Source organism: Virgibacillus chiguensis (assembly GCF_900129865.1).
In the GTDB taxonomy this organism is placed as follows: Bacteria; Bacillota; Bacilli; order Bacillales; family Amphibacillaceae; genus Virgibacillus; species Virgibacillus chiguensis.
In genome coordinates, this window is sequence record NZ_FQXD01000014.1 from 1 (window position 1) to 21,837 (window position 21,837).

Annotated in this window: 25 protein-coding genes and 1 pseudogene; 23 read left to right on the forward strand and 3 right to left on the reverse strand. The window is 37.5% G+C overall.

Going from position 1 to position 21,837, the window contains the following annotated elements; all coding sequences use genetic code 11:
* The first annotated feature begins 193 nt into the window (after window positions 1-193).
* The 7 genes and pseudogenes from BUB45_RS20240 (at window position 194) to BUB45_RS14445 (ending at window position 3,762) form a co-directional block, all read left to right on the forward strand.
* Window positions 194-343, forward strand: coding sequence for a hypothetical protein (locus BUB45_RS20240; protein WP_176087306.1), 150 nt, complete (start codon window positions 194-196; stop codon window positions 341-343).
* Window positions 344-438: 95 nt separating this feature from the next.
* Window positions 439-1,302, forward strand: a pseudogene (locus BUB45_RS14425) (aminoglycoside 6-adenylyltransferase).
* Complete coding sequence (locus BUB45_RS19375) at window positions 1,295-1,546, forward strand: nucleoside/nucleotide kinase family protein (protein ID WP_084723723.1); 252 nt, start codon at window positions 1,295-1,297, stop codon at window positions 1,544-1,546. Before BUB45_RS14425 ends, BUB45_RS19375 begins: the two are co-directional and overlap by 8 nt.
* 47 nt (window positions 1,547-1,593) lie before the next feature.
* Entirely contained in the window at window positions 1,594-1,821 is a 228-nt protein-coding gene (locus tag BUB45_RS19380) for a nucleoside/nucleotide kinase family protein (RefSeq protein WP_084723725.1), read from the forward strand.
* Window positions 1,822-1,835: 14 nt separating this feature from the next.
* Window positions 1,836-2,870 carry a S66 family peptidase gene (locus BUB45_RS14435; protein WP_073011099.1) on the forward strand — a complete coding sequence of 345 codons (1,035 nt, stop codon included), beginning with the start codon at window positions 1,836-1,838 and terminating at the stop codon, window positions 2,868-2,870.
* A 416-nt stretch (window positions 2,871-3,286) separates the two neighbouring features.
* A complete protein-coding gene (locus tag BUB45_RS14440) occupies window positions 3,287-3,505 on the forward strand; it encodes a hypothetical protein (protein WP_073011101.1) in 219 nt (72 codons plus the stop codon).
* Window positions 3,505-3,762: a type II toxin-antitoxin system RelE family toxin gene (locus tag BUB45_RS14445; RefSeq protein WP_073011104.1), complete on the forward strand. Its 258-nt coding sequence runs from the start codon at window positions 3,505-3,507 to the stop codon at window positions 3,760-3,762. Before BUB45_RS14440 ends, BUB45_RS14445 begins: the two co-directional genes overlap by 1 nt.
* Before the next feature lie 52 nt (window positions 3,763-3,814).
* Here BUB45_RS14445 and BUB45_RS14450 read toward each other — a convergent pair whose 3' ends face one another.
* Window positions 3,815-4,111 carry a hypothetical protein gene (locus BUB45_RS14450; protein WP_212590779.1) on the reverse strand — a complete coding sequence of 99 codons (297 nt, stop codon included), beginning with the start codon at window positions 4,109-4,111 and terminating at the stop codon, window positions 3,815-3,817.
* Window positions 4,112-4,468: 357 nt separating this feature from the next.
* Here BUB45_RS14450 and BUB45_RS14455 point away from each other — a divergent pair, with 357 nt between their 5' ends.
* Window positions 4,469-4,699, forward strand: a complete 231-nt coding sequence (locus tag BUB45_RS14455; RefSeq protein WP_073011109.1) for an excisionase family DNA-binding protein — start codon at window positions 4,469-4,471, stop codon at window positions 4,697-4,699.
* 259 nt (window positions 4,700-4,958) lie between these two features.
* On the opposite strand, the gene BUB45_RS14460 is transcribed toward BUB45_RS14455, so the two are convergent.
* Together BUB45_RS14460 and BUB45_RS14465 are read right to left on the reverse strand one after the other, a co-directional pair.
* Window positions 4,959-6,386 (reverse strand): aldehyde dehydrogenase family protein, encoded by a 1,428-nt coding sequence (locus tag BUB45_RS14460; RefSeq protein WP_073011112.1) that lies wholly within the window; start codon window positions 6,384-6,386, stop codon window positions 4,959-4,961.
* A 182-nt stretch (window positions 6,387-6,568) separates the two neighbouring features.
* Window positions 6,569-7,555 carry a DmpA family aminopeptidase gene (locus tag BUB45_RS14465; protein ID WP_073011115.1) on the reverse strand — a complete coding sequence of 329 codons (987 nt, stop codon included), beginning with the start codon at window positions 7,553-7,555 and terminating at the stop codon, window positions 6,569-6,571.
* Window positions 7,556-7,836: 281 nt separating this feature from the next.
* On the opposite strand from BUB45_RS14465, the gene BUB45_RS14470 reads away from it, so the two are divergent.
* From BUB45_RS14470 to BUB45_RS14540, 15 genes are all read left to right on the forward strand, one after another.
* Window positions 7,837-8,961, forward strand: a complete 1,125-nt coding sequence (locus tag BUB45_RS14470) for a CdaR family transcriptional regulator (RefSeq protein WP_073011118.1) — start codon at window positions 7,837-7,839, stop codon at window positions 8,959-8,961.
* Window positions 8,962-9,204: 243 nt separating this feature from the next.
* Window positions 9,205-10,617, forward strand: coding sequence for a glycolate oxidase subunit GlcD (glcD, locus tag BUB45_RS14475; RefSeq protein WP_073011121.1), 1,413 nt, complete (start codon window positions 9,205-9,207; stop codon window positions 10,615-10,617).
* Window positions 10,618-11,988: a (Fe-S)-binding protein gene (locus BUB45_RS14480; RefSeq protein ID WP_073011124.1), complete on the forward strand. Its 1,371-nt coding sequence runs from the start codon at window positions 10,618-10,620 to the stop codon at window positions 11,986-11,988.
* Window positions 11,989-12,593: 605 nt separating this feature from the next.
* Window positions 12,594-12,848, forward strand: a complete 255-nt coding sequence (locus tag BUB45_RS14485; RefSeq protein WP_073011127.1) for a metal-sensitive transcriptional regulator — start codon at window positions 12,594-12,596, stop codon at window positions 12,846-12,848.
* A gap of 247 nt (window positions 12,849-13,095) precedes the next feature.
* On the forward strand, window positions 13,096-13,455 hold the full coding sequence (locus BUB45_RS14490) for a rhodanese-like domain-containing protein (RefSeq protein WP_073011130.1): 360 nt from the start codon (window positions 13,096-13,098) through the stop codon (window positions 13,453-13,455).
* A gap of 67 nt (window positions 13,456-13,522) precedes the next feature.
* A complete protein-coding gene (locus BUB45_RS14495) occupies window positions 13,523-13,876 on the forward strand; it encodes a rhodanese-like domain-containing protein (protein WP_084723727.1) in 354 nt (117 codons plus the stop codon).
* 173 nt (window positions 13,877-14,049) lie between these two features.
* A complete protein-coding gene (locus BUB45_RS14500; RefSeq protein ID WP_073011133.1) occupies window positions 14,050-14,529 on the forward strand; it encodes a DsrE/DsrF/DrsH-like family protein in 480 nt (159 codons plus the stop codon).
* A 26-nt stretch (window positions 14,530-14,555) separates the two neighbouring features.
* Window positions 14,556-14,855 (forward strand): rhodanese-like domain-containing protein, encoded by a 300-nt coding sequence (locus BUB45_RS14505; RefSeq protein WP_073011136.1) that lies wholly within the window; start codon window positions 14,556-14,558, stop codon window positions 14,853-14,855.
* Between the two features lie 11 nt (window positions 14,856-14,866).
* Window positions 14,867-15,439, forward strand: coding sequence for a sulfurtransferase TusA family protein (locus tag BUB45_RS14510; RefSeq protein WP_073011138.1), 573 nt, complete (start codon window positions 14,867-14,869; stop codon window positions 15,437-15,439).
* Window positions 15,440-15,457: 18 nt separating this feature from the next.
* Window positions 15,458-15,856, forward strand: coding sequence for a DsrE/DsrF/DrsH-like family protein (locus BUB45_RS14515; protein ID WP_073011140.1), 399 nt, complete (start codon window positions 15,458-15,460; stop codon window positions 15,854-15,856).
* Between the two features lie 98 nt (window positions 15,857-15,954).
* Window positions 15,955-16,182: a sulfurtransferase TusA family protein gene (locus BUB45_RS14520; RefSeq protein WP_073011143.1), complete on the forward strand. Its 228-nt coding sequence runs from the start codon at window positions 15,955-15,957 to the stop codon at window positions 16,180-16,182.
* A gap of 155 nt (window positions 16,183-16,337) precedes the next feature.
* Complete coding sequence (locus BUB45_RS14525) at window positions 16,338-18,002, forward strand: SulP family inorganic anion transporter (RefSeq protein ID WP_073011145.1); 1,665 nt, start codon at window positions 16,338-16,340, stop codon at window positions 18,000-18,002.
* Window positions 18,003-18,013: 11 nt separating this feature from the next.
* A complete protein-coding gene (locus tag BUB45_RS14530; protein ID WP_073011147.1) occupies window positions 18,014-18,565 on the forward strand; it encodes a carbonic anhydrase in 552 nt (183 codons plus the stop codon).
* A gap of 152 nt (window positions 18,566-18,717) precedes the next feature.
* Window positions 18,718-19,845 carry an MBL fold metallo-hydrolase gene (locus tag BUB45_RS14535; protein WP_073011149.1) on the forward strand — a complete coding sequence of 376 codons (1,128 nt, stop codon included), beginning with the start codon at window positions 18,718-18,720 and terminating at the stop codon, window positions 19,843-19,845.
* Between the two features lie 373 nt (window positions 19,846-20,218).
* On the forward strand, window positions 20,219-21,523 hold the full coding sequence (locus BUB45_RS14540) for a globin-coupled sensor protein (protein ID WP_073011153.1): 1,305 nt from the start codon (window positions 20,219-20,221) through the stop codon (window positions 21,521-21,523).
* The last annotated feature ends 314 nt before the right edge of the window (window positions 21,524-21,837 follow it).

Sequence of the window (21,837 nt, forward strand, 5' to 3'; positions counted from 1 at the left end):
TCCATCTTCAAGCGTGTGAAGGGTGAAATCCCAGCGGTAAGGTGGAGATGAATTGGCTTTCGGTCAAGTACGTCTTTAGACGTGCTAATTGACCGAACGCATGTTACCATAAGAGCATGAAGTGTTCTTTGAAAACTGGATATATGAGGTTGCATGGAGAAACTAATAATGCGAAAACCAAGCGAATCCTTCCATGCGTAAAATATCCAAGGTACGAAAGAAACTCCGATTCGTCGGACATCTAGGGCAGGAACTTCCCGAAGTAACGCTCATGGAGACGAAAGGTTGCTTTCGTCGTGGAAATGAGAAGCTCCCACTTCAAGCGAAGCTAAGTGGTGAGTAGTTCACTAAACGTACACATATGGTTCGTTGAATTATGATATAATTCCTTATAATTAAAAAAGTCAAAAAAATCAATCTAGTGAAAGGGATATTTCGATGCGAACGGAACATGAAATGATGCAGCTTATTATGCAAACAGCGCAACAGGGTGAACGAATACGAGCAGTAGTTTTAAATGGTTCGCGAGCCAATCCAAATGTGGAAAAGGATATGTTTCAAGATTTTGATATTGTTTATGTGGTGAACAATATGGCTTCCTTTACTTCGAATCATTCATGGGTGGATGTGTTTGGTGATCGGATCATGATGCAAATGCCTGAGGGAAAGGTTACACCACCGCCAGAGAATAAAGGTCATTTTGTTTATTTGATGTAATTTAAGGATGGAAATCGGCTCGACTTAACATTAATTCCGGAAGAAAAGCTTGCTTCGTTTCAACCATTTGATAGTTTAAGCGTGTTATTGATGGATAAAGATCAGTTAATTGGCGAATTACCTCCACCTAGTGAACGAGATTATTATATTCAAAGACCAAGCGAGCAGGAATTTGCGGATGTGTGTAATGAATTTTGGTGGATTTGTTTGAATATTAGTAAAGGGTTATGGCGGAAAGAGATAACTTACACGATGTTTATGTACGAACAAATTAACCGCAATGCACTTATGCAAATGATCGATTGGTATATTGGCGTGAAAACGAATTTCTCAGTTAGTGCAGGAAAGCTTGGCAAGTACTATCCTAACTATTTAGATGAAGAGGACTGGGAGAAATACAGGAAGACATATAGCTGCGGTAAGGATCTTGAGCGGATTTGGGAAGCATTATTTACGATGTGTGACTTATTTACGAAGTTATCCAAACATGTGGCACATACGCTTGATTTTGCGTTCCAGCAAGAAGATGTAACGAATGTCATGATGTATATGAGGCGCATAAGGGAGTTGACAAATCATGGATAAAACTTATGTTGTATCGATATCAGGTGTTTCTGGTAGCGGTAAAACGACGATAACGAAACAATTGGAAGCGGAGTACGATAACGCAATAGCGTTATATTTCGATGATTATCATTTTGCTAATGCTCCTACTGATTTTGCTAGTTGGGTAAAACGTGGTGCAAATTATAATGAATGGAAACTGGATCCTTTCGTACATGATGTGAAACGCTATTATGAAACTGCTAACCTCACTATATTTTTCTAGATTATCCGTTTGCTCACTTAAATGAGGGTTTAAAGTATACACTTGATTTGGCAATTTTTATTGATATTCCATTGGATATTGCCATGGCAAGGAGAGTAATAAGGGACTATCATGAACTAGATGTAGTTTCCTATATGAAAGATTATTTGTCATATGGAAGAAAAGCCTTTGAAGCGATGGAGCGTGTAAAAGATTCCGCTGATGAAGTTGTCAATGGCGGCTCTTTACCAGTTGCAAATATAATGAAGGTTGTGAAGGAAAAGATACGTCTATAGAAGGGGATGATAGGATGTTGATGAAACCAAATAAGCTGCAAAAAGGGGATCGTGTGGCAACAGTGAGCCCAAGTTGGGGTGGGGCAGGCGAGGCTGAACTTCGCTATCGTTATGAAATTGGTGTAAGGCGGTTAGAAGAGGTGTTTGGGCTGGAAGTTGTGCCAATGCCTAACAGTTTAAAAGGTGCCGCATATGTCTATGAAAATCCACAAGCTCGAGCGGAGGATTTGATGCAAGCCTTTCAAGAACCAACCATTAAAGCGATTATTGCCAACATTGGCGGGGAAGATAGCATTCGACTCTTACCATACATTGATTTTACTGTCATTCGTAATCATCCGAAGATCTTCATGGGTTATTCTGATGCAACGATGGTGCATTTGTTCTGTTACAAAGCAGGTCTATCCTCTTTCTACGGTCCAGCCATATTAACCGATTTTGCTGAGAATGTGGAGATGCATGAATATACCATTGATTTTATCGAGCGAACGCTTTTTTCTCGGAAACCGATTGGCAAAGTGGAACCAGCAAAGGAATGGACGAGTGAGTTTTTAGATTGGTTCGTCCCTGCAAACAGTCAGATAAAAAGGAGTATGCAACCGAATAACGGATATGAGTTGCTACAAGGAAAAGGCATTGTTTCGGGGCACTTAATCGGTGGATGTATGGAAGTATTGGAATTTGCCAAAGGGACAGAGCTTTGGCCGAAAATGGATCATTGGAAGGATGGCATGTTATTTTTTGAAACATCAGAAGAAAAACCATCACCAGACCATGTGAAACGTTGGTTAAGAAATTATGCTGCCCAAGGCATTTTGCACGTAGTAAACGGTATGATTTTTGCAAAACCGCAGCAAGAGAAGTATTATGAAGAATATAAAACTATAATTGGGACAGTGTTACAAGAGTATGATTTAGAACATTTGCCAGTCCTGTTTAATTTGAACTTTGGCCATACAGAACCGAAATTTATTTTGCCTTACGGAGCAATGGCGGAAATGAATTGTGAGGCAAAGACATTTTCAATACTAGAAAGCGGTGTGCAATAACCTTGTCTTGTTTGTGTGTTATTTCATGCCGTATATTTTAGAAATGAGATTGAAATACTACAAAAGGAAGCTCAGCTGAAGTTCATGGGGAGCTTCGTGTTCGTTACGGTATATTTTATTTAATTTTGTCGAAGAATTATCGGCTATCACCATGATTCGCTTTGGGAGAGAAAACAGTTGCACGCTCAGTTTCCTGATTGTGAAACAGCCTCTTTGTTGTATTATCAGCACAGATTCAGAACGCAAATCCTTAAGCATTACACCAAATTAAAGGGGCAATTTGACCCCAAAAAGGAACAAAGCAGGAACACAATTTTTTCTGTGACTTCAAGTAAAACCTCTAGCATAGATTCCCAAAACTATTTTGGAATAATAAAATAATGTGTGGTAAAATATAACCAAATGAGGTGATAACAATGAGTCGCATATTTGACCGTAATCGCGAAATGTTACACAAATTAATTGATGACCTACCCGCAGATAAATTACCAAAAGCTGCAGATTTATTTGAAAAAATAATCGGCGAAGAAACTTTGAGCGATGAGGACAAAAAAGATTTGGATATCGCACGAAAAGAAATTGCAAATGGAGAGTTTTATTCATTCGATGAAGTGTTTGGGGAATTGGAAAAGTAATGTACGATATTATTTTTTCCAAACAAGCTAAGAAATTTGTTGAAAAACAAGATAAAGTCACCAAGAAAAGAATTAGAAATGCTATGTTGGAATTGTCTGAGAACCCCTATAGAGCAAAGGACGTTAAGAAATTAAAAGGTGACAATGCTTATAGAAAAAGAGTAGGAGACTTTAGAATTATTTTTGATATTATTGACCTGAAGCTTGTGATAAATGTATTGAAAGTTGATAATAGAGGGAAAGTGTATAGAAAATAACATCTTCAAAACCAAAACCACCTATACCGCACTGGTATGGTTTTTTTGTGATCTAGGAAATTAACCTTTTAATTGCCTGTACCATATTTGTTTGACCATTTTTTGGATTGTCTACAAGAAAATAGAAATACTGATATGTTCTAATTGTGTATAGGGACCCACTCAATGGAAGATTAATAGATTCAAATACATCTAATGGTGTTTGATCCCAAGTATGCGTATTGACGCCAAATCCTCCTTTTTTCAAGGTAATTCTAAACTTTTTAGAGGAGTTATTTGTTGTAAATAAATGTATACCCGCCGTACCTACGTCCAAATTTGTAAAATCCATTTGATTGGTAAGATGCAAGTTATTAAGATATTTAACTTTTGTTGGAGCAGTTGCAGCTAGAGGTGGTATTAAATCATTATCATTGTTGTTGGGTTCAACTAAATTACCCTTATTGTCATATATAGTTGTTGCAACTAGTTGATCTTTTATTTCATGCAGTATATTTTAGAAGTGAGATTGAAATACTACAAAAGGAAGCTCAGCTGAAGTTCATGGGGAGCTTCGTGTTCGTTACGGTATATTTTATTTAATTTTGTCGAAGAATTATCGGCTATCGTCGGGGAGAAAACAGTTGCAGACAAGTATGACTTTCTATTAGATATATGATCGCTTTCTCCATAACAACAGGATACTTTTAGGAAGGAATGAGGATGTATGTACATGACGATTCCTGAGACAGCAGAATATTTGTCTATGAATGAAAAGCAATTACATGCACTTGTGTTACAAGGAAGAGTTAGAGCTGTGCATGATGGGGAACAATTTCTCATTAACAGTGAACAATTTCAAACCCATTTTGAGCAGGTAGAAAAATATCGGGCGATGATTCAAGACTACCTCAATGAACCGATTCCTGAAGATTTGGACGTGAAAGATGAAGATTAAATAAAGACTCGTGTTAAATAATCTTGGTCTATTCGATGCAAAGCACAATTTGATATGCTAATCTTTGATGGAGAAAGCCTGTTTGGTTTATCTGTTGTTATAACACCTAATGAAGCCGCATAATAGTAAGTTATTATGCGGCTTCGTCATTTAATAAATCTTAACTGAACAATGGGAAACGCTTTAAAGAAACGTTCTGGGAATTGTGCCATAGAACAATAAAGGCAGCTACTTTGAAGCTATGCTAAGTGTCGATTGTTCATGAAGATAACCCCATAATCGCTTTTACTTCGAGGTACTCCTCTATACCGTAATCGCCCCATTCTCTACCAATACCCGATTGTTTATAACCGCCAAACGGAGCAAAGAAATCGGTCTTTCCGTCATTCACCGTAATTTGTCCCGCTTTTATATTGTTGGCTACGTGAGCAAGTGTCTCTTTATCTTTGCCGACAACGTAACCTGCCAGACCATAAATCGTATCATTAGCGATCTCTAGCGCTTCATCTAAATCATTATAGGTGATGACAGAGAGTACAGGACCAAAAATTTCTTCTTGAGCAATGACCATATCATTGGTTACATCTGTAAACACGGTTGGTTTTACATAATAGCCTGTCTCTAGGTCTTCTGGTTTTCCAGTGCCACCGAGGAGTAAAGTTGCTCCTTCATGAATCCCCTTTTCAATATAGGATTGTACCGTATCCCATTGATCTTTAGATATAAGCGGCCCTGTTTTTGTTTCTGTTTGTTTTGGGTCTCCATATTCAAAAGAGGAAACAGCTTGTTTGACTGCTTTTTCAAATGCCTCTTTTTTCGAAGCTGGAATAATTGCTCTTGTTGCTGCAGAGCAAACTTGACCTGTGTTCATCATAATATTCCAAGCCGCAGTTTTCGCAGCTTTTTCCATGTCTGCATCTTCTAATACGACAAGTGGTGATTTCCCTCCAAGTTCAAGAGCTACTTTTTTAATTGTTTCTGCTCCATTTTTCATGATTTTTTCGCCTACTTTTCCTGAACCTGTGAAGGAGACAAAATCAATATCTGGATGTTTGCTAATGCCATTACCAATCGTTGAACCAGAACCGTTTACTAAATTAAACACACCTTTTGGAACACCAGCCGTTGCCAAGATATCAGCTAGCATCATAGCTGCAAAAGGTGTCATCGAAGCTGGTTTTAATACCATTGGACTACCGGCTGCAATCGCTCCCGCTATTTTTGTTGAGGTCTGATTAGTCGGGAAGTTCCAAGGTGTAATTAAACCACTTACACCAATTGATTCTTTGCGAATTTTATGATTTCCTCGATTTTCCTCAAAAGAAAAGTTTTTTAATGCTTCGGCTGCATGCTTGAAATGGTTATATCCCATGGTGTAGTGAACATTTTGGGAAATAGATACTGGAGATCCTAATTCTTCTGTAATTACGTCAATCAGTTCGTCTTTTTTATTTTCATACTCATTGGCAATAGCTTCCAACAATTGAATTCGTTCTTCTTTTGACGTTTTTGAAAAAGATGGGAAAGCTGCTTTCGCTGCAGCCACTGCCTTATTGAGGTCTTCTTCGGTTCCAGAACTAATCTCACCAATCACTTCTTCGGTCGCAGGATTGCATACTTGTATCGTTTCGGAACCAGTTGAGCCGATCCATTCACCGTTAATAAAATGGTTTAGATTTGTTCGCATAGTGATCCTCACTCCTTCGTAAATGTGGTTGTAGAGGAGGTGTTCCCTGTGGAATATCTCGTTAAACTTTTGTTAGATAAAACATCGCTCATTATGCAATGAGGCTCGTGCATTTTTAAGGTGGTGTGATCCTACCTGTTAGCATAATGAGATGAGTATTCTCTTGTGAATGCATTCTGTTTCTATAACGGGGCCTTTGTTACAATTCGTCCCTTTCTTCCTTCTGTCGTCTCTGCCATTTGTAAAGAGCGGATCACCGATTCTTCAATAATTTCAACGACCGCTTGGAACAGCTGGTTCATTAACGGATGATCATCCCGTAAATAGTCAACGGTTTGTGTGTAGGAATCGGTAGCGTGTGGGACTTTATTCGCAGTTGAAAAAACAATGGCAATGTCACCGCTGCCGTTCGCTAATTGACTACCAGTGCGCCCAAGACCCGCAGCACAACGTTTAGCAAGTCGTTGTAATTGTCTCTCGAGTAGTGGTGCATCTGTTGCTAAGATCATCATGATGGAACCATCAGGGGTATCTTGTTGGACTGGCTCCCAACGAGCAAAGAGCGCATCACCTCTTTTGCCGAAGTTACTTAATACGATCCCGCCAATTTGATAGTTTATGGATTTATGTGAAACGATACGTGAAGCTGTTCCGATTCCCCCTTTATAACCAAAGCATACCATCCCTTTTCCCGCACCGACTGAGCCTTCAGCTACAGGCGAGGTGCTAGCTGATTTAATCGCTTTGACAGCATGTTCTGGCTTGATTGCAGGGTAGCGAGCTGTATTTAAATAACTGTCATTACATTCCCCGACAACAATATTAATGGAACTTGTCGTGTCGCCAATTTCTTCTGTTGTATCGAGCATATAGTCGAGCGTTCCTTGCCAAACAGAACCAACGCTAAATGTATTTGTCAGCATAATTGGTGATTCCACAAGTCCAAGTTCATTTATTTGAACTAATCCTGCTGTTTTGCCAAATCCATTTAACACAGCACTCCCGGCATGGACTTTATGACGAAATAGGTTGCCTTTATGCGGCAATATGGCCGTTACTCCAGTGCAAATAGTTTGTTCCTCATCTAATTTTTCATATAACGTGACATGTCCAATTTGGACTCCTGCAATATCCGTAATACAATTATGGCTCCCTTTTTTTAAATTCATCTGAGTAAACTCCTATCCATAAAAAACTTTATACATGCTAAAAAATTAATAGAATTATTTGAATAGGACAAGTCTAAAGGATGAACAGAATAGTTGCAAATAAAAGGGACGGAGCAATAAACAGATGAGAAGAAAAACAAAAACGGCATTTCCCTTCCTTTTTTCTAACTCGCTCTGTTTTTTAATAGCAATATCGAAATACGCATGTAGCTGATCGAAAGACAGCTTTATTGTTTGCGTGATAAAATAATGTAGAAATACAAACGAGTAGGTGAAAAGCATTGGAAAATATTCTGCTGCAAACAGATCGGCTCTATAACTCGATTGTTCAGGAAATGAATCGGCTTATTAAAGAAGAAGTAATTGTAACAGATCAGCAAGGTTATATTGTGGCGAGTACAGATGCTAAACGAATTGGCAATTACCATGAGGGTGCTTGTATAGCAATGCAACATAAAGAAAAAATGATCATGTCAAAAGAATTAACCAAAAAACTACATGGCGTAAGAGAAGGCGTCGTGTTTCCAATTGTGATTAATAAAATTCCTTTGGGTGTCCTTGGGATTACTGGTAACCCGTCTATCGTAGAGCCATATGCTAGATTGGTACAAAAAGTGACAGAACTATTTATACAGGATTCGCTAACTAGAATAAATCAGGAAAGCAAAGCACGTGACGTCGAATTTTTTATCTTTGACTGGCTTAATCAGACGAGCAGTTATACGAGTTTAGTCGAAAGAAGTAAATTTTTTCATATCAACATGGAAGCTTATAAGCAAGTAGTTGTATTTAAAAGAAAAGAATTACTAACTGGATTTTCGTACCATCGATTTGAAAAATTGAAATCTGCTTGGGATGATTTCGTCGGTGCTTTGTTTGTAAGGTGGGGGCAGGACCGAATTGTCATGTTAGTTGAAGCAGTAGAGGCATCGTTATTAGATCATTGCCTACGCAAATGGATCGCTGCTGTATACCAAGAATTAGATGAACACTTGTATGCTGGGGTTGGAAATATTGTTGAGCCAGAGCACTTATCGGCATCGTTTTCGCAAGCAGTAAAGGCAAGCGAACATGCTGATGGGACAAATCCTGTTGTGTTTGAAGCGGATTTACGTTTTGAAATGCTCGAACATGAAATTAGTGCGCAAACAAAAGAAACGTTTATTTGTCGAACTTTAAAAGAGTTAGTAAAAGAAAAAGAGCTAATGAAAACGCTAGCGAGCTGGTTTTCTCATGATATGCAAATGCAAGTTACGGCGAATGCTTTACATATTCATAAAAATACATTGCATTACCGATTAAATCGAATTGCAGAAATTACTAATTTAAATCTTAAAAAGTTGGATGATGTTATGTTATTGTATATGGCCTTTCGCTTATCATCATGTAAGTATAATAAGGGATAAAATGTAAAGTTGCTGAAGTTCAAAATGACAACAGTTATAGCCAGCGCAGGGTCTAGAATTTGATATACGAACCACGAAATGTTACAGCTTGTAAACAGATTTCATATAAAGCGTTTTTATAATTAAAAATTGTACATTGAACCAAAAGAAGGCGTTTTCTCTACTGGATTTTTGTTCATATATACATTTATTTTTCTTTTAATTTTTCTTAAAATAGAATTATTACTATGTAGGAGAATGTGTATGTTAAATAGGGATGTAAGAGAAAAGCTAATCGCAATCGTCGGGGAAAATAATGTAGAAGATAACAATGCAAGTTTACTCGCTTATTCGTATGATTCTACGCCAAGGTATCAGACATTACCTGATGCAATGGTAGCACCGAGAAATAAACATGAGGTTTCAGCCGTGGTAAAAGTTTGTAATGAACATCAAATACCAATTGTACCTCGTGGGTCTGGGACAAATCTATGTGCTGGCACAACGCCTTCAGAAGGAGGAATAGTGCTTATTTTTAAGCACATGCGAGAAATTTTAGAAATTGATGAAGAAAACTTAACTATGACCGTACAGGCTGGGGTATATACAAAAGATATTTTAGATAGAGCGCAAGCAGTAGGTCTTTTCTATCCGCCAGATCCAGGTTCAATGCACATATCGCAAATCGGGGGGAATATTAGTGAGAACTCTGGTGGACTGCGTGGACTTAAATATGGTGTGACGAGAGATTACGTGCTTGGACTTGAGATCGTTTTGCCAAACGGTGAGATCATTCAAACTGGTGGAAAGCTTGCCAAAGATGTAGCGGGGTACGATTTGACAAGATTGTATGTCGGAGCAGAGGGGACGCTTGGGGTTATTACCGAAGCGATCTTAAAGCTTGTTCCACAACCAGAAACAAAACAAACGATGCTTGCCCTTTATCATGATTTAGGAGCTGCCGCGGAAAGTGTGTCAGCGATTATTGCCAACCGCATTATTCCTGCCACCTTGGAATTTTTAGACCAAGCGACCGTACAAGTTGTTGAAGACTATGCCAAAATTGGATTGCCGACAGAAGCGAAAGCAGTATTATTAATTGAACAAGATGGGCCACCTGAAGTAGTCGCTCGTGATATGGAAAAGATTGCGTCGTTATGTAAAGATAATCAAGCATTTGATGTACAGGTGGCGCAAACAGATGAAGAGGCAGAGCAATTGACGGCAGCGCGGAGAACAGCGTTATCCGCTCTATCTCGGTTAAAGCCGACAACGATTTTGGAAGATGCTACGGTGCCACGCTCGAAAATTGCAGCAATGGTAAAAGCAATTGGGGAAATTGCTGCAAAGTACGAGCTAACTATTTGTACATTCGGTCATGCTGGTGACGGAAACCTCCATCCGACATGTCTTACAGATGCTCGTAATGAGCAAGAAATGGAATTAGTAGAAAAAGCATTTGCAGAAATTTTTGAGAAGGCGGTTGAGCTTGGAGGAACGATTACAGGTGAACACGGTGTCGGAATGATGAAGCTTCCATATTTGCATTTGAAAGCGGGAGAGCATGGAGTTGAGGCGATGCGCCGTATAAAGCAAGCGTTAGATCCTCATGGAATTATGAATCCAGGAAAAATGTTTGACCCGCTCACAAAGCAAAGTAAGGAGATGGAGAAATAAATGGATACACAAGAAAAAGCACGCATTCAGACCGCTTTTCAAGAAAAAATGGATTATGATGAACTAATGAATTGTACGCGTTGCGGATTTTGTTTACCAAGTTGTCCAACATATGTTGAAACAGGAAGAAATGAAGTCCATTCACCACGTGGGCGAATCGCTTTAATGAAAGGTTTGGTCGACGGGGTGATTGAACCTAGTGAAGAAGTGAAAGAATCTATTGACCTTTGTCTTGGCTGTAGAGCTTGTGAACCCGTGTGTCCTTCTGGTGTGAACTTTGGCAGATTATTAGAGCAAGCAAGGGATGCGATTTATCAAAGCAAAAAGCCAACATTACCAGAAAAAGTAATGAAGGGGATCTTTTTAAAAAATATTTTCCCTCAACAAAATCGCATGATTGGGCTGACTGGTTTACTGAGCTTTTACCAACGTTCTGGTGCTCAAAAACTTGCACAAGCAACTGGCGTCATGAAACTTTTTCCTGAGACGATGCGTACCATGGAAAAAGTACTTCCAGATGTTCCAAAGCGTTCTGCAATGAAACGACGCCCACATCACTTACAGCCACTCCACAGAAATCGTACCAAGAAGGTAGCGTTTTTTTCTGGCTGTTTAATGGATACCATTTTTATGGAAACAAATGATGCTACCATGAAGCTATTGCAGTATGCTGGGTGTGAAATTGTTCTACCTAAAACACAAGCTTGCTGTGGAGCGTTACACGGACATAGTGGGGAAATGGATCATGCTCGAGAAATGGCAAAACGCAACATTGCTGCTTTTGAAGAAGCTGAAGTGGATTATATAATTACAAATGCGGGTGGATGCGGTGCCTTTTTAGTGGAATACGCTCATTTATTAAAAGATGATCCGCAATGGCATGAACGTGCAGAGCGCTTTTGTGCGAAAATCAAAGATATCACTCGGGTGTTAGTAGAACTTGAATTTCATAAACAGCCGCTGTCTTTACCGGAACAAGTCGTTACGTATCAAGATTCTTGCCATTTGAAGAACGGTCAAAAAACATTTATGGAACCAAGGCAATTGCTAGAGGCCATTTCTGGTGTTCAGTATGTAGAGATGAAAGATGCGAGTCGTTGCTGTGGTTCAGCAGGCATCTATAATATTGTTCAATCGGAAATGTCGATGCAAATTCTTGATTATAAAATGGAACAAGCAAGGAATACGAATGCGAAAACGATTGTGACAACGAATCCAGGTTGTCTACTGCAAATGAAGCTAGGTATTGAAAGAGAAGGTTTGTCTAAGGAAATGAATGCTGTGCATATCGTAGATTTTTTACTAGAAGCATATGAAAGAGCAAATAATAAAGAAGTGACAAATCAGCAAGTTGCAGCTTCACAAGTATGAAAGATTTGGAAGACCGCGGTTTTGTAGCGGTCTTTCCTTATACTACTAGGAATATATAAAAGTTTACAGGTTTATAGTATAAGAAAACTACAGCCCTAAAAGACTTGACGATATACCTTTTTTTCTAATACCATGAAAAGAATTAAATGTTTAGGATTTATAGATAAACAAAAAGACCGCATTTTTGCTATAAAAATTTGATGATAAGCCAAGTTATTCTACTAAGATACAAAAACCGTTGACAAAATACCAGGTGGGGTATAAAATGAATTTGTGGCATGGAAATGATGCACCAATGACGATGGTCTCGTGGCCAACTTATTTTACATTATACAAAGAATGAAATCGTAGAAGCAAAAATACGGCTTTCAACATAAAGATTTGCTGAAAAGTCAAGTTTTCTATCATTATAGGAAAATATCAAACCATCGCTCTGCAACGAGGCGACTTCACGATATCGCCCTAAGCTAAGTCATTATCGGTTCGTCGCTAAGAGGAAGACTAAAAATGGGTTGCCGCCCACGTTGGTATAATTCTGTTTTAGTAAACAGCAGTTTGAACATGAAGTGGATTTAGATATAACCATGAAGAGAGGAGGAAACGTCATGAAATACGATGCAAAAGTAAAAAATCGTATGAAACGTATAGAAGGACAAGTAAAAGGTATTATTAAAATGATGGAAGAAGAAAAAGATTGTAAAGATGTCGTCATGCAGTTATCAGCTGTAAAGAGTGCCCTAGATAGAACTTCAGCACTTGTAGTTAGCAAAAATCTGGAAGCTTGTATTCGCCAAGCAGATGATGAAGAGGCAGAACCTTTCATTAACGAAGCAGTCAATTTGCTTGTAAAGAGTAGATAAAGCATCTTTTTTGGACGATAGGTTTGATGTTTGTATAAATAAAACTACGCTTATGGTAAAAGGATAGTTTTTCTAAATCAAAGAAAACGAGTTGCTCTAGTGATTCTTGTTTGAGCCATGTGTATTGTAATATATTAATACTCACTCTTGATACTATGATGGATAACATGAAGAGCTATTAGAAAACAAAACCGATATAAAAAAATTCTCGAAAATAATACCTATACCCCTATAAGGAGAGAGTGATATGGAAATAGTGCAATGGGGGATCATTGCGATAGTAGTTGTGTTTATAGTTAGTAGGTTTATGCCGGTAAAAGGCGTGACACAAATGACTGTACAAGAAGTAAAAAACAAGTTAAAAGATAGAAAAGTACAATTTATTGATGTCCGTACCCCACAAGAATATAAGACTAATCATCAAAAACCATTTAAAAACATACCGTTACATGAGCTACCGAATCGTTGTAACGAATTAGATAAGCAAAAAGAAGTCGTCGTTATTTGTCAAAGTGGTATGCGTAGTATGCGTGCAGCAAAAGTATTAAAAAAACAAGGATTTGGAAAAATAACTAACGTAAAAGGTGGCATGGGTGCCTGGTTGTAGGGGGAGAGTGCTGTTAGAAATATAGGCGAATATGAACGCCTAAATATACTATACAAGGAGTCGTAGTATGGCATTGTTGTTTATGAGTATAGTTGTTCTACTTCTATATTTTTCCTACCAAAGATATATCCCTGTGCGGGGAGTTAGTAGTTTAGATGAAGAAGAATTATTTGTTAAAGATGATCAAACCGTTTTAGTTGATTTAAGAGATTATAATAAATCTTATAAAGATGCGCTGGATCGAGCTTTATGTTTACCGTTAGCTTATTTAAATCGGCATTATCAAGATATTCCAAGCAATTCTGTTATTTTAGTTGCTTCAAATAGCGTAGAAAAAAATATTGCTGCTAGATTTTTGTGCAACAAGGGGTATGCTGTCAAAGGCTATTATGTAAGAAACGAAAAAAGTTGCTCTGCTTAGTGAGCAGCTTCAAAAGCGAAGGTGAAGCGCCGTATCATTTTACCAGATGAATTATAGTTGACAAATCATTAGATAATAAATACTATTAATCATAGTGATTAAACAAGTCACCCATTTTTTTATAGTAATTAATACCCCTACACCTATATGTATGAAAAGAAAGGAGTTTATGGATGGCTGAAAAAAAGAGGACGACAATTATTCTATTTAGTGGTGAATACGATAAAGCGATGGCCGCTTATATTATTGCTAATGGTGCTGCTGCCTATGATCATGAAGTAACGATTTTCCACACATTTTGGGGGTTAAACGCACTACGAAAAGATAATCAAGCTCCGCTAAAAAAAGGCTTTATGGAGAAAGTGTTTGGAAAATTGATGCCGCGTGGCGCAGATAAAATGGGACTATCTAAGATGAATTATTTAGGAATGGGGCCAAAAATGATAAAACAAGTCATGAAAAAGCATAATGCTATGCCACTTCCTGATTTAATCTCTATGGCGCAGGAGCAAGACATAAAACTACTTGCTTGTACGATGACAATGGATTTATTAGGTTTGCAAAAAGAGGAGTTGCTCGACAATATTGAATACGGTGGCGTAGGAGCATATGTCGGAGATTCCGAAGATGCAAATATAACCTTATTTATATAAAACAAACAGCTTTTGGAGGGTGAAAAATGAAGGAAATTACAACACAAGATTTGATAAAAAGGTATCAACAAGATCAACAAATCAAGATTATTGATGTTCGGGAAGATGATGAAGTAGCGCTAGGAAAAGTACCTGGAGCACGTCATATCCCATTAGGAGACGTTGCAAATCGTGTTCAGGAACTAAACAAGGATGAACATTATTATGTTATTTGTCGTTCTGGCGGTAGAAGTGCCACTGCATGTCAAATTTTAGAGGAAAACAATATAGATTGTACAAATATAGCTGGTGGCATGCTTGCTTGGGATGAAGAAGTAGAAATATAGGAGGAATGAAGATGAGTATTACTGCAAATGAAGTATTAGATGCCAAAGGGCTGTCATGCCCCATGCCAATTGTTAAAACGAAGAAAGCGATTAGCAATTTAAAGGCTGGAGAAGTTATTGAAGTGCAGGCTACAGATAAAGGTTCCACAGCGGATATAAAAGCTTGGTCTGAAAGCACAGGGCATCAATACATTGGTACGGTAGAAGAAGGGGACGTATTGAAACATTATATCCGCGTAGCTAGTGAAGCGGAAAAGAAAGAAGAAGCCAAACATGATAACGTTGTTGATTTAAATGATATACAAAAGAAAGTAGAAGCAAAGGATGCTATTTCTATCCTTGATGTGCGTGAACCGGCAGAGTTTGCCTTTGGTCACATTCCAGGCGCAATAAATATTCCTTTAGATCAACTGGATTCAAGACTAGAAGAATTAGACAAAGAAAGAGAGTTATACGTTATATGCCGCACAGGAAGCCGCAGTGATTTAGCTGCCCAAAAGCTTACTTCCAAAGGATTTAATAATGTGATCAATGTTGTTCCAGGTATGACCAAGTGGGAAGGACCACTTGAAAAAAATAACTAAATATGGAGGAATAAAAACATGGCAAATACAAAAGTGGCAATTATTGCAGCAAATGGGGGATTGTTTGATGCATATAAAGTATTTAATCTAGCAACAGCAGCTGCAGCATCGGATGCAGAAGTAGGCATTTTCTTTACATTTGAAGGATTAAATTTAATTCACAAAGAAGCTCATAAAAACCTTCCATTACCAGAAGGAAAAGAGCATTTTGAGGAAGGCTTTAAACAAGCAAATGTGCCATCCATTGCAGAATTATTAAGTATTGCGCAAGAAATGGGTGTAAAACTGTTAGCATGTCAAATGACCATGGATGTAATGAAGCTAGAAAAGGAACAACTTGTTGGAGGCATTGAAGTTGCTGGTGCCGCATCTTTTATTGAATATGCAAAAGATGCCAATATGACGCTAACATTCTAAACGATGCAATGAGGAAGTACTTTATTCTATCAAATAAATGTATTTAAAATCAGGGATATCCCTGTTTGACATAAATATACTAGAGGAGGATTTTATTCATGGAAGCAGCAAAAGTATTAGACGCAAAAGGGTTAGCATGCCCAATGCCAGTAGTAAGAACAAAGAAGGCGATCGAAGAAATAAATGCAGGAGAGATTTTAGAGGTGCATACAACAGATAAAGGTTCAAAAAGTGATTTAACGGCGTGGGCGAAGTCTGGTGGACATGAATTAGTAAAAGAAGCTGAAGAAGGCGATGTATTTAAGTTTTGGATTAAAAAGGCGTAAAAACATTTCTCGGGGGGCATTTTCCCCTGAGACTAGAAACGATCTGAACGTTTCCTATAATGTAATAAGAGAATTGGAGGTGGCTCCATTGGGATGCAAGGCGCAAAACCCAAGAAAAGCGTCTGTACCCGATTTAGCAGGAAGGGGTTTTTAAATTGTGGAAAAAACTAGTTCCAGCGTTTGATTGGTTGCCAAATTATAATCGTAGTGATTTCAGTGGCGATTTATCAGCTGGATTAATTGTAGCCATTATGTTAATCCCACAAGGTATGGCTTATGCCATGTTAGCTGGCTTAGACCCAGTTATCGGATTATATGCTTCAACAATTCCATTAATTATCTATGCGCTTTTTGGTACATCAAGACAGTTAGCAGTAGGTCCAGTAGCAATGGTGTCTTTACTTGTTCTAAGTGGTGTTTCAACATTAGCCGAGCCCGGATCATCGGAGTATGTCTCGCTGGTTCTTTTACTCATGCTAATGGTAGGATTGATTCAATTATTATTAGGGGTTCTTAAACTAGGATTCTTAGTGAACTTTCTGTCGCATGCTGTCATTAGTGGTTTTACTTCAGCAGCAGCGATCATTATCGGTTTGAGTCAATTAAAGGACCTAACTGGTGTTACGTATGAATCTGGAAAAAGTGAAGTGTTTTTGCTTATCGGAGAAGCTGTAAAACGAATATCCGAAATTAACCCGATTACAATAACGATTGGTATTGGTAGTATTGTTCTGTTAATTCTATTTAAGAAATATGTGAAAAAGATACCTGGTCCTATTGTGGTGGTTACAATAAGCATCTTAGCAGTGTACGTTTTCAATTTATATGAAGATGGTGTATCGATTGTAGGGCAAGTTCCTAAAGGACTGCCAGCATTTTCTTTCCCGACATTTACGATGGATTCTATCGTTGCTTTGCTACCAATAGCGTTTACCATTACCTTTGTTGGCTTTATGGAATCTATTGCTATGGCAAAGGCTATCGCAGCTAAAGAAAAGTATAAAGTAAATGCAAATCAGGAATTAATTGGCTTAGGTTTGGCAAATGTTGGAGGTTCCTTTTTCTCTGCTTATCCTGTAACAGGTGGTTTTTCTAGATCAGCGGTCAATTACCAAGCAGGTGCAAGAACGCCGTTAGCTTCAATTATTACGGCAGTGCTCATTATGCTAACATTACTTTTCTTCACAGATTTATTTTATTATCTTCCAAAGGCTGTGTTAGCGGCAATTATTATGGTAGCTGTCTATAGTTTGATTGATTTTCATGAAGCTAAAAATCTATTTCAACTTAACCGTGCAGACGGTTGGACTTGGATACTAACATTTTTGGCAACATTAGTGTTCGGAATTCAAACAGGTATTTTAATCGGTATTGTATTTTCACTGCTTGTCTATGTTGGTAAAAATGCTTATCCACATATTGCGGAATTAGGCTTTGTGGAAAGTCGTGGTGTGTATAAAAACAAGCAACGTTATCCTGATGCAATGGATGATCCAGAGGTAATCATTTTTCGTGTAGATGCGGATCTGTTTTTCGCTAATATGTCATTTGTTGAAGATAAATTGTGTAATCGGTTAGCAGAAAAACCAGATACAAAGTATATTATTATGGATTTTTCCGGAGTGAATTCGATGGATGCTGTTTCCATTCATTCATTGGAGGAAATGATGCAGACTTGTAAGCAGCATACGCAATTTTTATTTGCAGGTATTAAAGGGCCTGTCATGGATGTATTAGAAAAAGCAAACTGGAATAAAAAATATCATCAGTTGATTCACTATATTACTATTGAAGAAGCCGTAAAAGCAATTGAAAAATAAGGTGAGAAACGATGGATGAAAAAAATATTATGCAAAGTAATCAAGATTTTGTGAACAAAATGCAATTGGAAGACCCGGATCTTTTCCATCAGCTACAACAAGGGCAACACCCTGATTTCTTCGTAATAGCATGTAGTGATTCTCGAGTTAGCCCATCTGTCATTTCACAAATGAAGCTTGGCAATATGTTTGTCCACAGAAATATTGCTAACCAAGTAGCAAAAAATGATGCAAGTTTTTCAGCGAGTCTTTATTATGCCTTGGTCCATCTTAAAGTGAAGCATATTATTATAAAGGGGCATACAGAATGTGGTGGTATTCACGCTGCTTGGAGTGGTAACAATGAAGAAGAATTAGCACCATGGATTGCTAATATCCGTAGTAATTTACCAGATTCAAGTTCTAACAAAGAATTCTCCATGGATGAGCTAACGAAAATCAATATTATGAAACAGGTAGAGCATATAAAAGATCATCTTATTTACAAAGCATATGGAGAAGGAGTAAGCGTAAGTGGATTACTGTTCCATCTTGACAGTGGGCAGTTAGAGAAAATCGTCTAAGTTTAAGTGGTTGACAATGTGGAAATATTATTTTGTAGGGGATAATAAGAAAAGAATGTATTTTTTTGGTTTTAATAATACCCTATATGGTATTAAAAGGGGCGAGGATCCAAAAGTTCATAAACAAAAACTTAACCAATGGAGGTATGGAGATGTCTTTTACAGCAATGAAGTCTCAAGAAGTAGCAAGAAAGGTCATCCAAAAGGAAGAATTATTTATTTTGGATGTTCGTAATGAAAGTGATTTTGCAGATTGGAAGATAGAAGGAGAAAATTTTTCATATTTAAACATTCCTTACTTTGATTTAATTGATGGTGTAGATAGTATTTTAGATAAATTGCCAAAAGATAAAGATATGTTAGTCGTTTGTGCGAAGGAAGGATCTTCTGTAATGGTTGCTGAAATGCTGTCGGAACAGGGATTACACGTTTTCTATTTAGAAGGCGGTATGAAAGCTTGGAGCGAACATATGGAGCCAATAAAAGTTGGTGATTTAACTAACGGTGGTGAAATGTATCAATTTGTTCGCTTAGGCAAAGGATGTCTCTCTTATATGGTAGTGTCTAATGGTGAAGCGGCAATTATTGATGCTACACGCATGACAGGAATTTTCACTCATTTCGCAAAGGAGCTTGGCGTTACTATTAAGCATGTGCTTGACACACACTTGCATGCAGATCATATTTCTGGTGGTAGAAGTATCGCTAAAGAAACAGGAGCGACGTATTGGCTTCCACCGAAAGACGCTGGAGAAGTTGTATTTGATTATCAAGCTCTAGAAGACGGGGAAGAAGTGAAGATAGGAAATACAACCATCAATATCCATGCTTTATATAGCCCAGGGCATACCATTGGTTCTACATCCTTTGTCGTCGATGAAAAATATTTATTGACAGGTGATATTTTATTCATTGATTCTATTGGTAGACCAGATTTAGCTGGCCTTGCAGAAGATTGGGTAGGAGATCTACGCGAAACGTTGTATCATCGTTACCGTGAATTATCAAATGAACTCATCGTTCTTCCAGCTCACTTTATGATTATCAAAGAATTGAATGAAGATGGTACAGTTGCTGAAAAGCTGGGCACACTATTTGCGAAGAACCACGGATTAAATATTGAAGACGAAGCGGAATTTAGAAAGCTAGTAACGGAGAATTTACCACCGCAACCAAATGCGTACCAAGAAATTCGTCAGACGAATATGGGTAAAATTACTCCTGATGAGGAAAAACAACGTGAAATGGAAATCGGTCCTAATCGTTGCGCTGTTCGATAATAATAAGTGAAAGAAAAATCTGTCTTAAAACGTTTGTTTTGGGGCAGTTTTCTTTTGCACTATAAGAAAAAATTTATGGATTATAGTATAAGCAAAACTACGGGAGCCAAGTTTTTCTACCACAATGGAAAGAAAAAACGATCGTATGGCAAATGAAAGATGGACAATAATTTAAAGTAGTGAGCGTTTTGGTCGACATATATAAGGTGTACCCTAAAACTGAAATGGTTGTATAAGAGAGAAGTAAGACATTAAATGTATGCTGCAGTTCGAATAATCGCTCTTTTGGGCTTTTTATAGGAAAATCGTAGCAAAATCTAGTAGAATATAACTACTTGTCATAGAGATATATACATAAATAGGGGGTTTTGTAATGATTTTCAAAAAACAGAGAGAGGCATCTTTTTTTCGAAAAAGTGCAGGGAATAATACGGAGATAAGCTTACAGGTAGAGAATGGTAATGATGTTGCTAAGCAAATTCAAATGATTGGGCTAACTATATCTGATCTATCCATCATTCGTCAATTAAAGCCTTATGTTATACAAAATATCCATGAGATTGTTGAGCGTTTTTATGATAATTTAGCTATGGAACCATCTTTAATGCAAATTATTAATACACACAGTTCCATTGAAAAGTTAAAACAAACATTAAAGCGACATATATGTGAAATGTTTGATGGTGTCATCAATCCTACTTATTTTGAAAAACGAGTAAGAATTGCTAACATGCATGTAAATATAGGACTTGATACAAAATGGTATATGAGTGCCTTTCAGGATTTGTTTTTATCGCTAATGGATATCATTGAGCAAAATATAGAAATGAAAAATGAATCGCTTTTGGCTATACGTGCAGTATCAAAAATAATAAATTTAGAACAGCAGCTTGTGCTAGAAGCGTATGATGAAAAGACGAACCAATTGAAACGGGAAGCAAATTTACAAAAACAACAAATTCGGGAGCGAGTAGCAGAATCCTCGGAAAGCTTAGCAGCTATTTCTGAAGAGACGAATGCTTCCTTTCAGCAGCTGCAATCGCAATCAAAAGAAGTAATAGAGATTGCTAATAATGGTACATCATTATCGGAGGATGCTTACAGTAGAGCAAAAAAAGGGAAAGAACAATTAAATAAGCAGGATGAAAACATGAAAGCTCTATATAATTCGGTAGAGCATCTAGGAAATGATGTGCACCATTTATTAGATGTTTCCAAAAAGATGCAGTCCATTGTAAATATTGTGAAAGAAGTTGCTGAACAAACGAATTTACTTGCCTTAAATGCCTCTATAGAAGCAGCAAGAGCGGGTGAATACGGCCGAGGATTCGCAGTAGTGGCTGAAGAAGTTCGCAATTTATCTGAACAAACGAAAGAATCGGTAACGAATGTATCCTCACTCATTGGGAATATGAATACGCAAGTGGATAAGATTACAAGCTCCTTAAGTGCTGTAGGAACAAAAATTAAACAAGGAAACGCAGGATTGCAAGAAACAGAACAGCATTTTTTGCAAATTATGGAATCCATGCATAAAACAAAAGACCAAAACAATAAGATTGATCGTGAAATTATATCTTTTATAGATATTATTACGGAATTAAGTAAAGCTGTTGACGAAGTAGCAGCTTCTGCAGATCATTTAACAACCATTACATATGAAATGAACGAAAATTAAACGATATAAAGTGCTGTAAGATTTCATCCATAGGACTTGGTGACAAGCCAAGTCTTATGGCCGAAAAACGACAGTGTTTTTCTTATATGTATTTGTATTTAATTCTGATATAATGAAGGTAGCATCAGGTTTTGCGGAAAATGACTTTTTTATGAAAATTATAATGATAAAGAGGTGATAAATATGTCAAAATTTGAAGAGAATGTAATGAAGCTATTAGGTGAAATAAACAGTCGGCTTGATAAAATGGATGAGAAGTTCGCAGGTATAGACAGTCAATTTGATAAAGTAAATGAGAAGTTCGCAGGTATAGA

Excerpts from the sequence above, each read along its gene's own strand:
- BUB45_RS20240 (WP_176087306.1), top strand. The coding sequence starts at position 194 with ATGCGTAAAATATCCAAGGTACGAAAGAAACTCCGATTCGTCGGACAT.
- BUB45_RS19375 (WP_084723723.1), top strand. The coding sequence starts at position 1,295 with ATGGATAAAACTTATGTTGTATCGATATCAGGTGTTTCTGGTAGCGGT.
- BUB45_RS14435 (WP_073011099.1), top strand. The coding sequence starts at position 1,836 with ATGTTGATGAAACCAAATAAGCTGCAAAAAGGGGATCGTGTGGCAACA.
- BUB45_RS14440 (WP_073011101.1), top strand. The coding sequence starts at position 3,287 with ATGAGTCGCATATTTGACCGTAATCGCGAAATGTTACACAAATTAATT.
- BUB45_RS14445 (WP_073011104.1), top strand. The coding sequence starts at position 3,505 with ATGTACGATATTATTTTTTCCAAACAAGCTAAGAAATTTGTTGAAAAA.
- BUB45_RS14455 (WP_073011109.1), top strand. The coding sequence starts at position 4,469 with ATGTACATGACGATTCCTGAGACAGCAGAATATTTGTCTATGAATGAA.
- BUB45_RS14460 (WP_073011112.1), bottom strand. The coding sequence starts at position 6,386 with ATGCGAACAAATCTAAACCATTTTATTAACGGTGAATGGATCGGCTCA.
- BUB45_RS14465 (WP_073011115.1), bottom strand. The coding sequence starts at position 7,555 with ATGAATTTAAAAAAAGGGAGCCATAATTGTATTACGGATATTGCAGGA.
- glcD (WP_073011121.1), top strand. The coding sequence starts at position 9,205 with ATGTTAAATAGGGATGTAAGAGAAAAGCTAATCGCAATCGTCGGGGAA.
- BUB45_RS14480 (WP_073011124.1), top strand. The coding sequence starts at position 10,618 with ATGGATACACAAGAAAAAGCACGCATTCAGACCGCTTTTCAAGAAAAA.
- BUB45_RS14485 (WP_073011127.1), top strand. The coding sequence starts at position 12,594 with ATGAAATACGATGCAAAAGTAAAAAATCGTATGAAACGTATAGAAGGA.
- BUB45_RS14490 (WP_073011130.1), top strand. The coding sequence starts at position 13,096 with ATGGAAATAGTGCAATGGGGGATCATTGCGATAGTAGTTGTGTTTATA.
- BUB45_RS14495 (WP_084723727.1), top strand. The coding sequence starts at position 13,523 with ATGGCATTGTTGTTTATGAGTATAGTTGTTCTACTTCTATATTTTTCC.
- BUB45_RS14500 (WP_073011133.1), top strand. The coding sequence starts at position 14,050 with ATGGCTGAAAAAAAGAGGACGACAATTATTCTATTTAGTGGTGAATAC.
- BUB45_RS14505 (WP_073011136.1), top strand. The coding sequence starts at position 14,556 with ATGAAGGAAATTACAACACAAGATTTGATAAAAAGGTATCAACAAGAT.
- BUB45_RS14510 (WP_073011138.1), top strand. The coding sequence starts at position 14,867 with ATGAGTATTACTGCAAATGAAGTATTAGATGCCAAAGGGCTGTCATGC.
- BUB45_RS14515 (WP_073011140.1), top strand. The coding sequence starts at position 15,458 with ATGGCAAATACAAAAGTGGCAATTATTGCAGCAAATGGGGGATTGTTT.
- BUB45_RS14520 (WP_073011143.1), top strand. The coding sequence starts at position 15,955 with ATGGAAGCAGCAAAAGTATTAGACGCAAAAGGGTTAGCATGCCCAATG.
- BUB45_RS14530 (WP_073011147.1), top strand. The coding sequence starts at position 18,014 with ATGGATGAAAAAAATATTATGCAAAGTAATCAAGATTTTGTGAACAAA.
- BUB45_RS14535 (WP_073011149.1), top strand. The coding sequence starts at position 18,718 with ATGTCTTTTACAGCAATGAAGTCTCAAGAAGTAGCAAGAAAGGTCATC.
- BUB45_RS14540 (WP_073011153.1), top strand. The coding sequence starts at position 20,219 with ATGATTTTCAAAAAACAGAGAGAGGCATCTTTTTTTCGAAAAAGTGCA.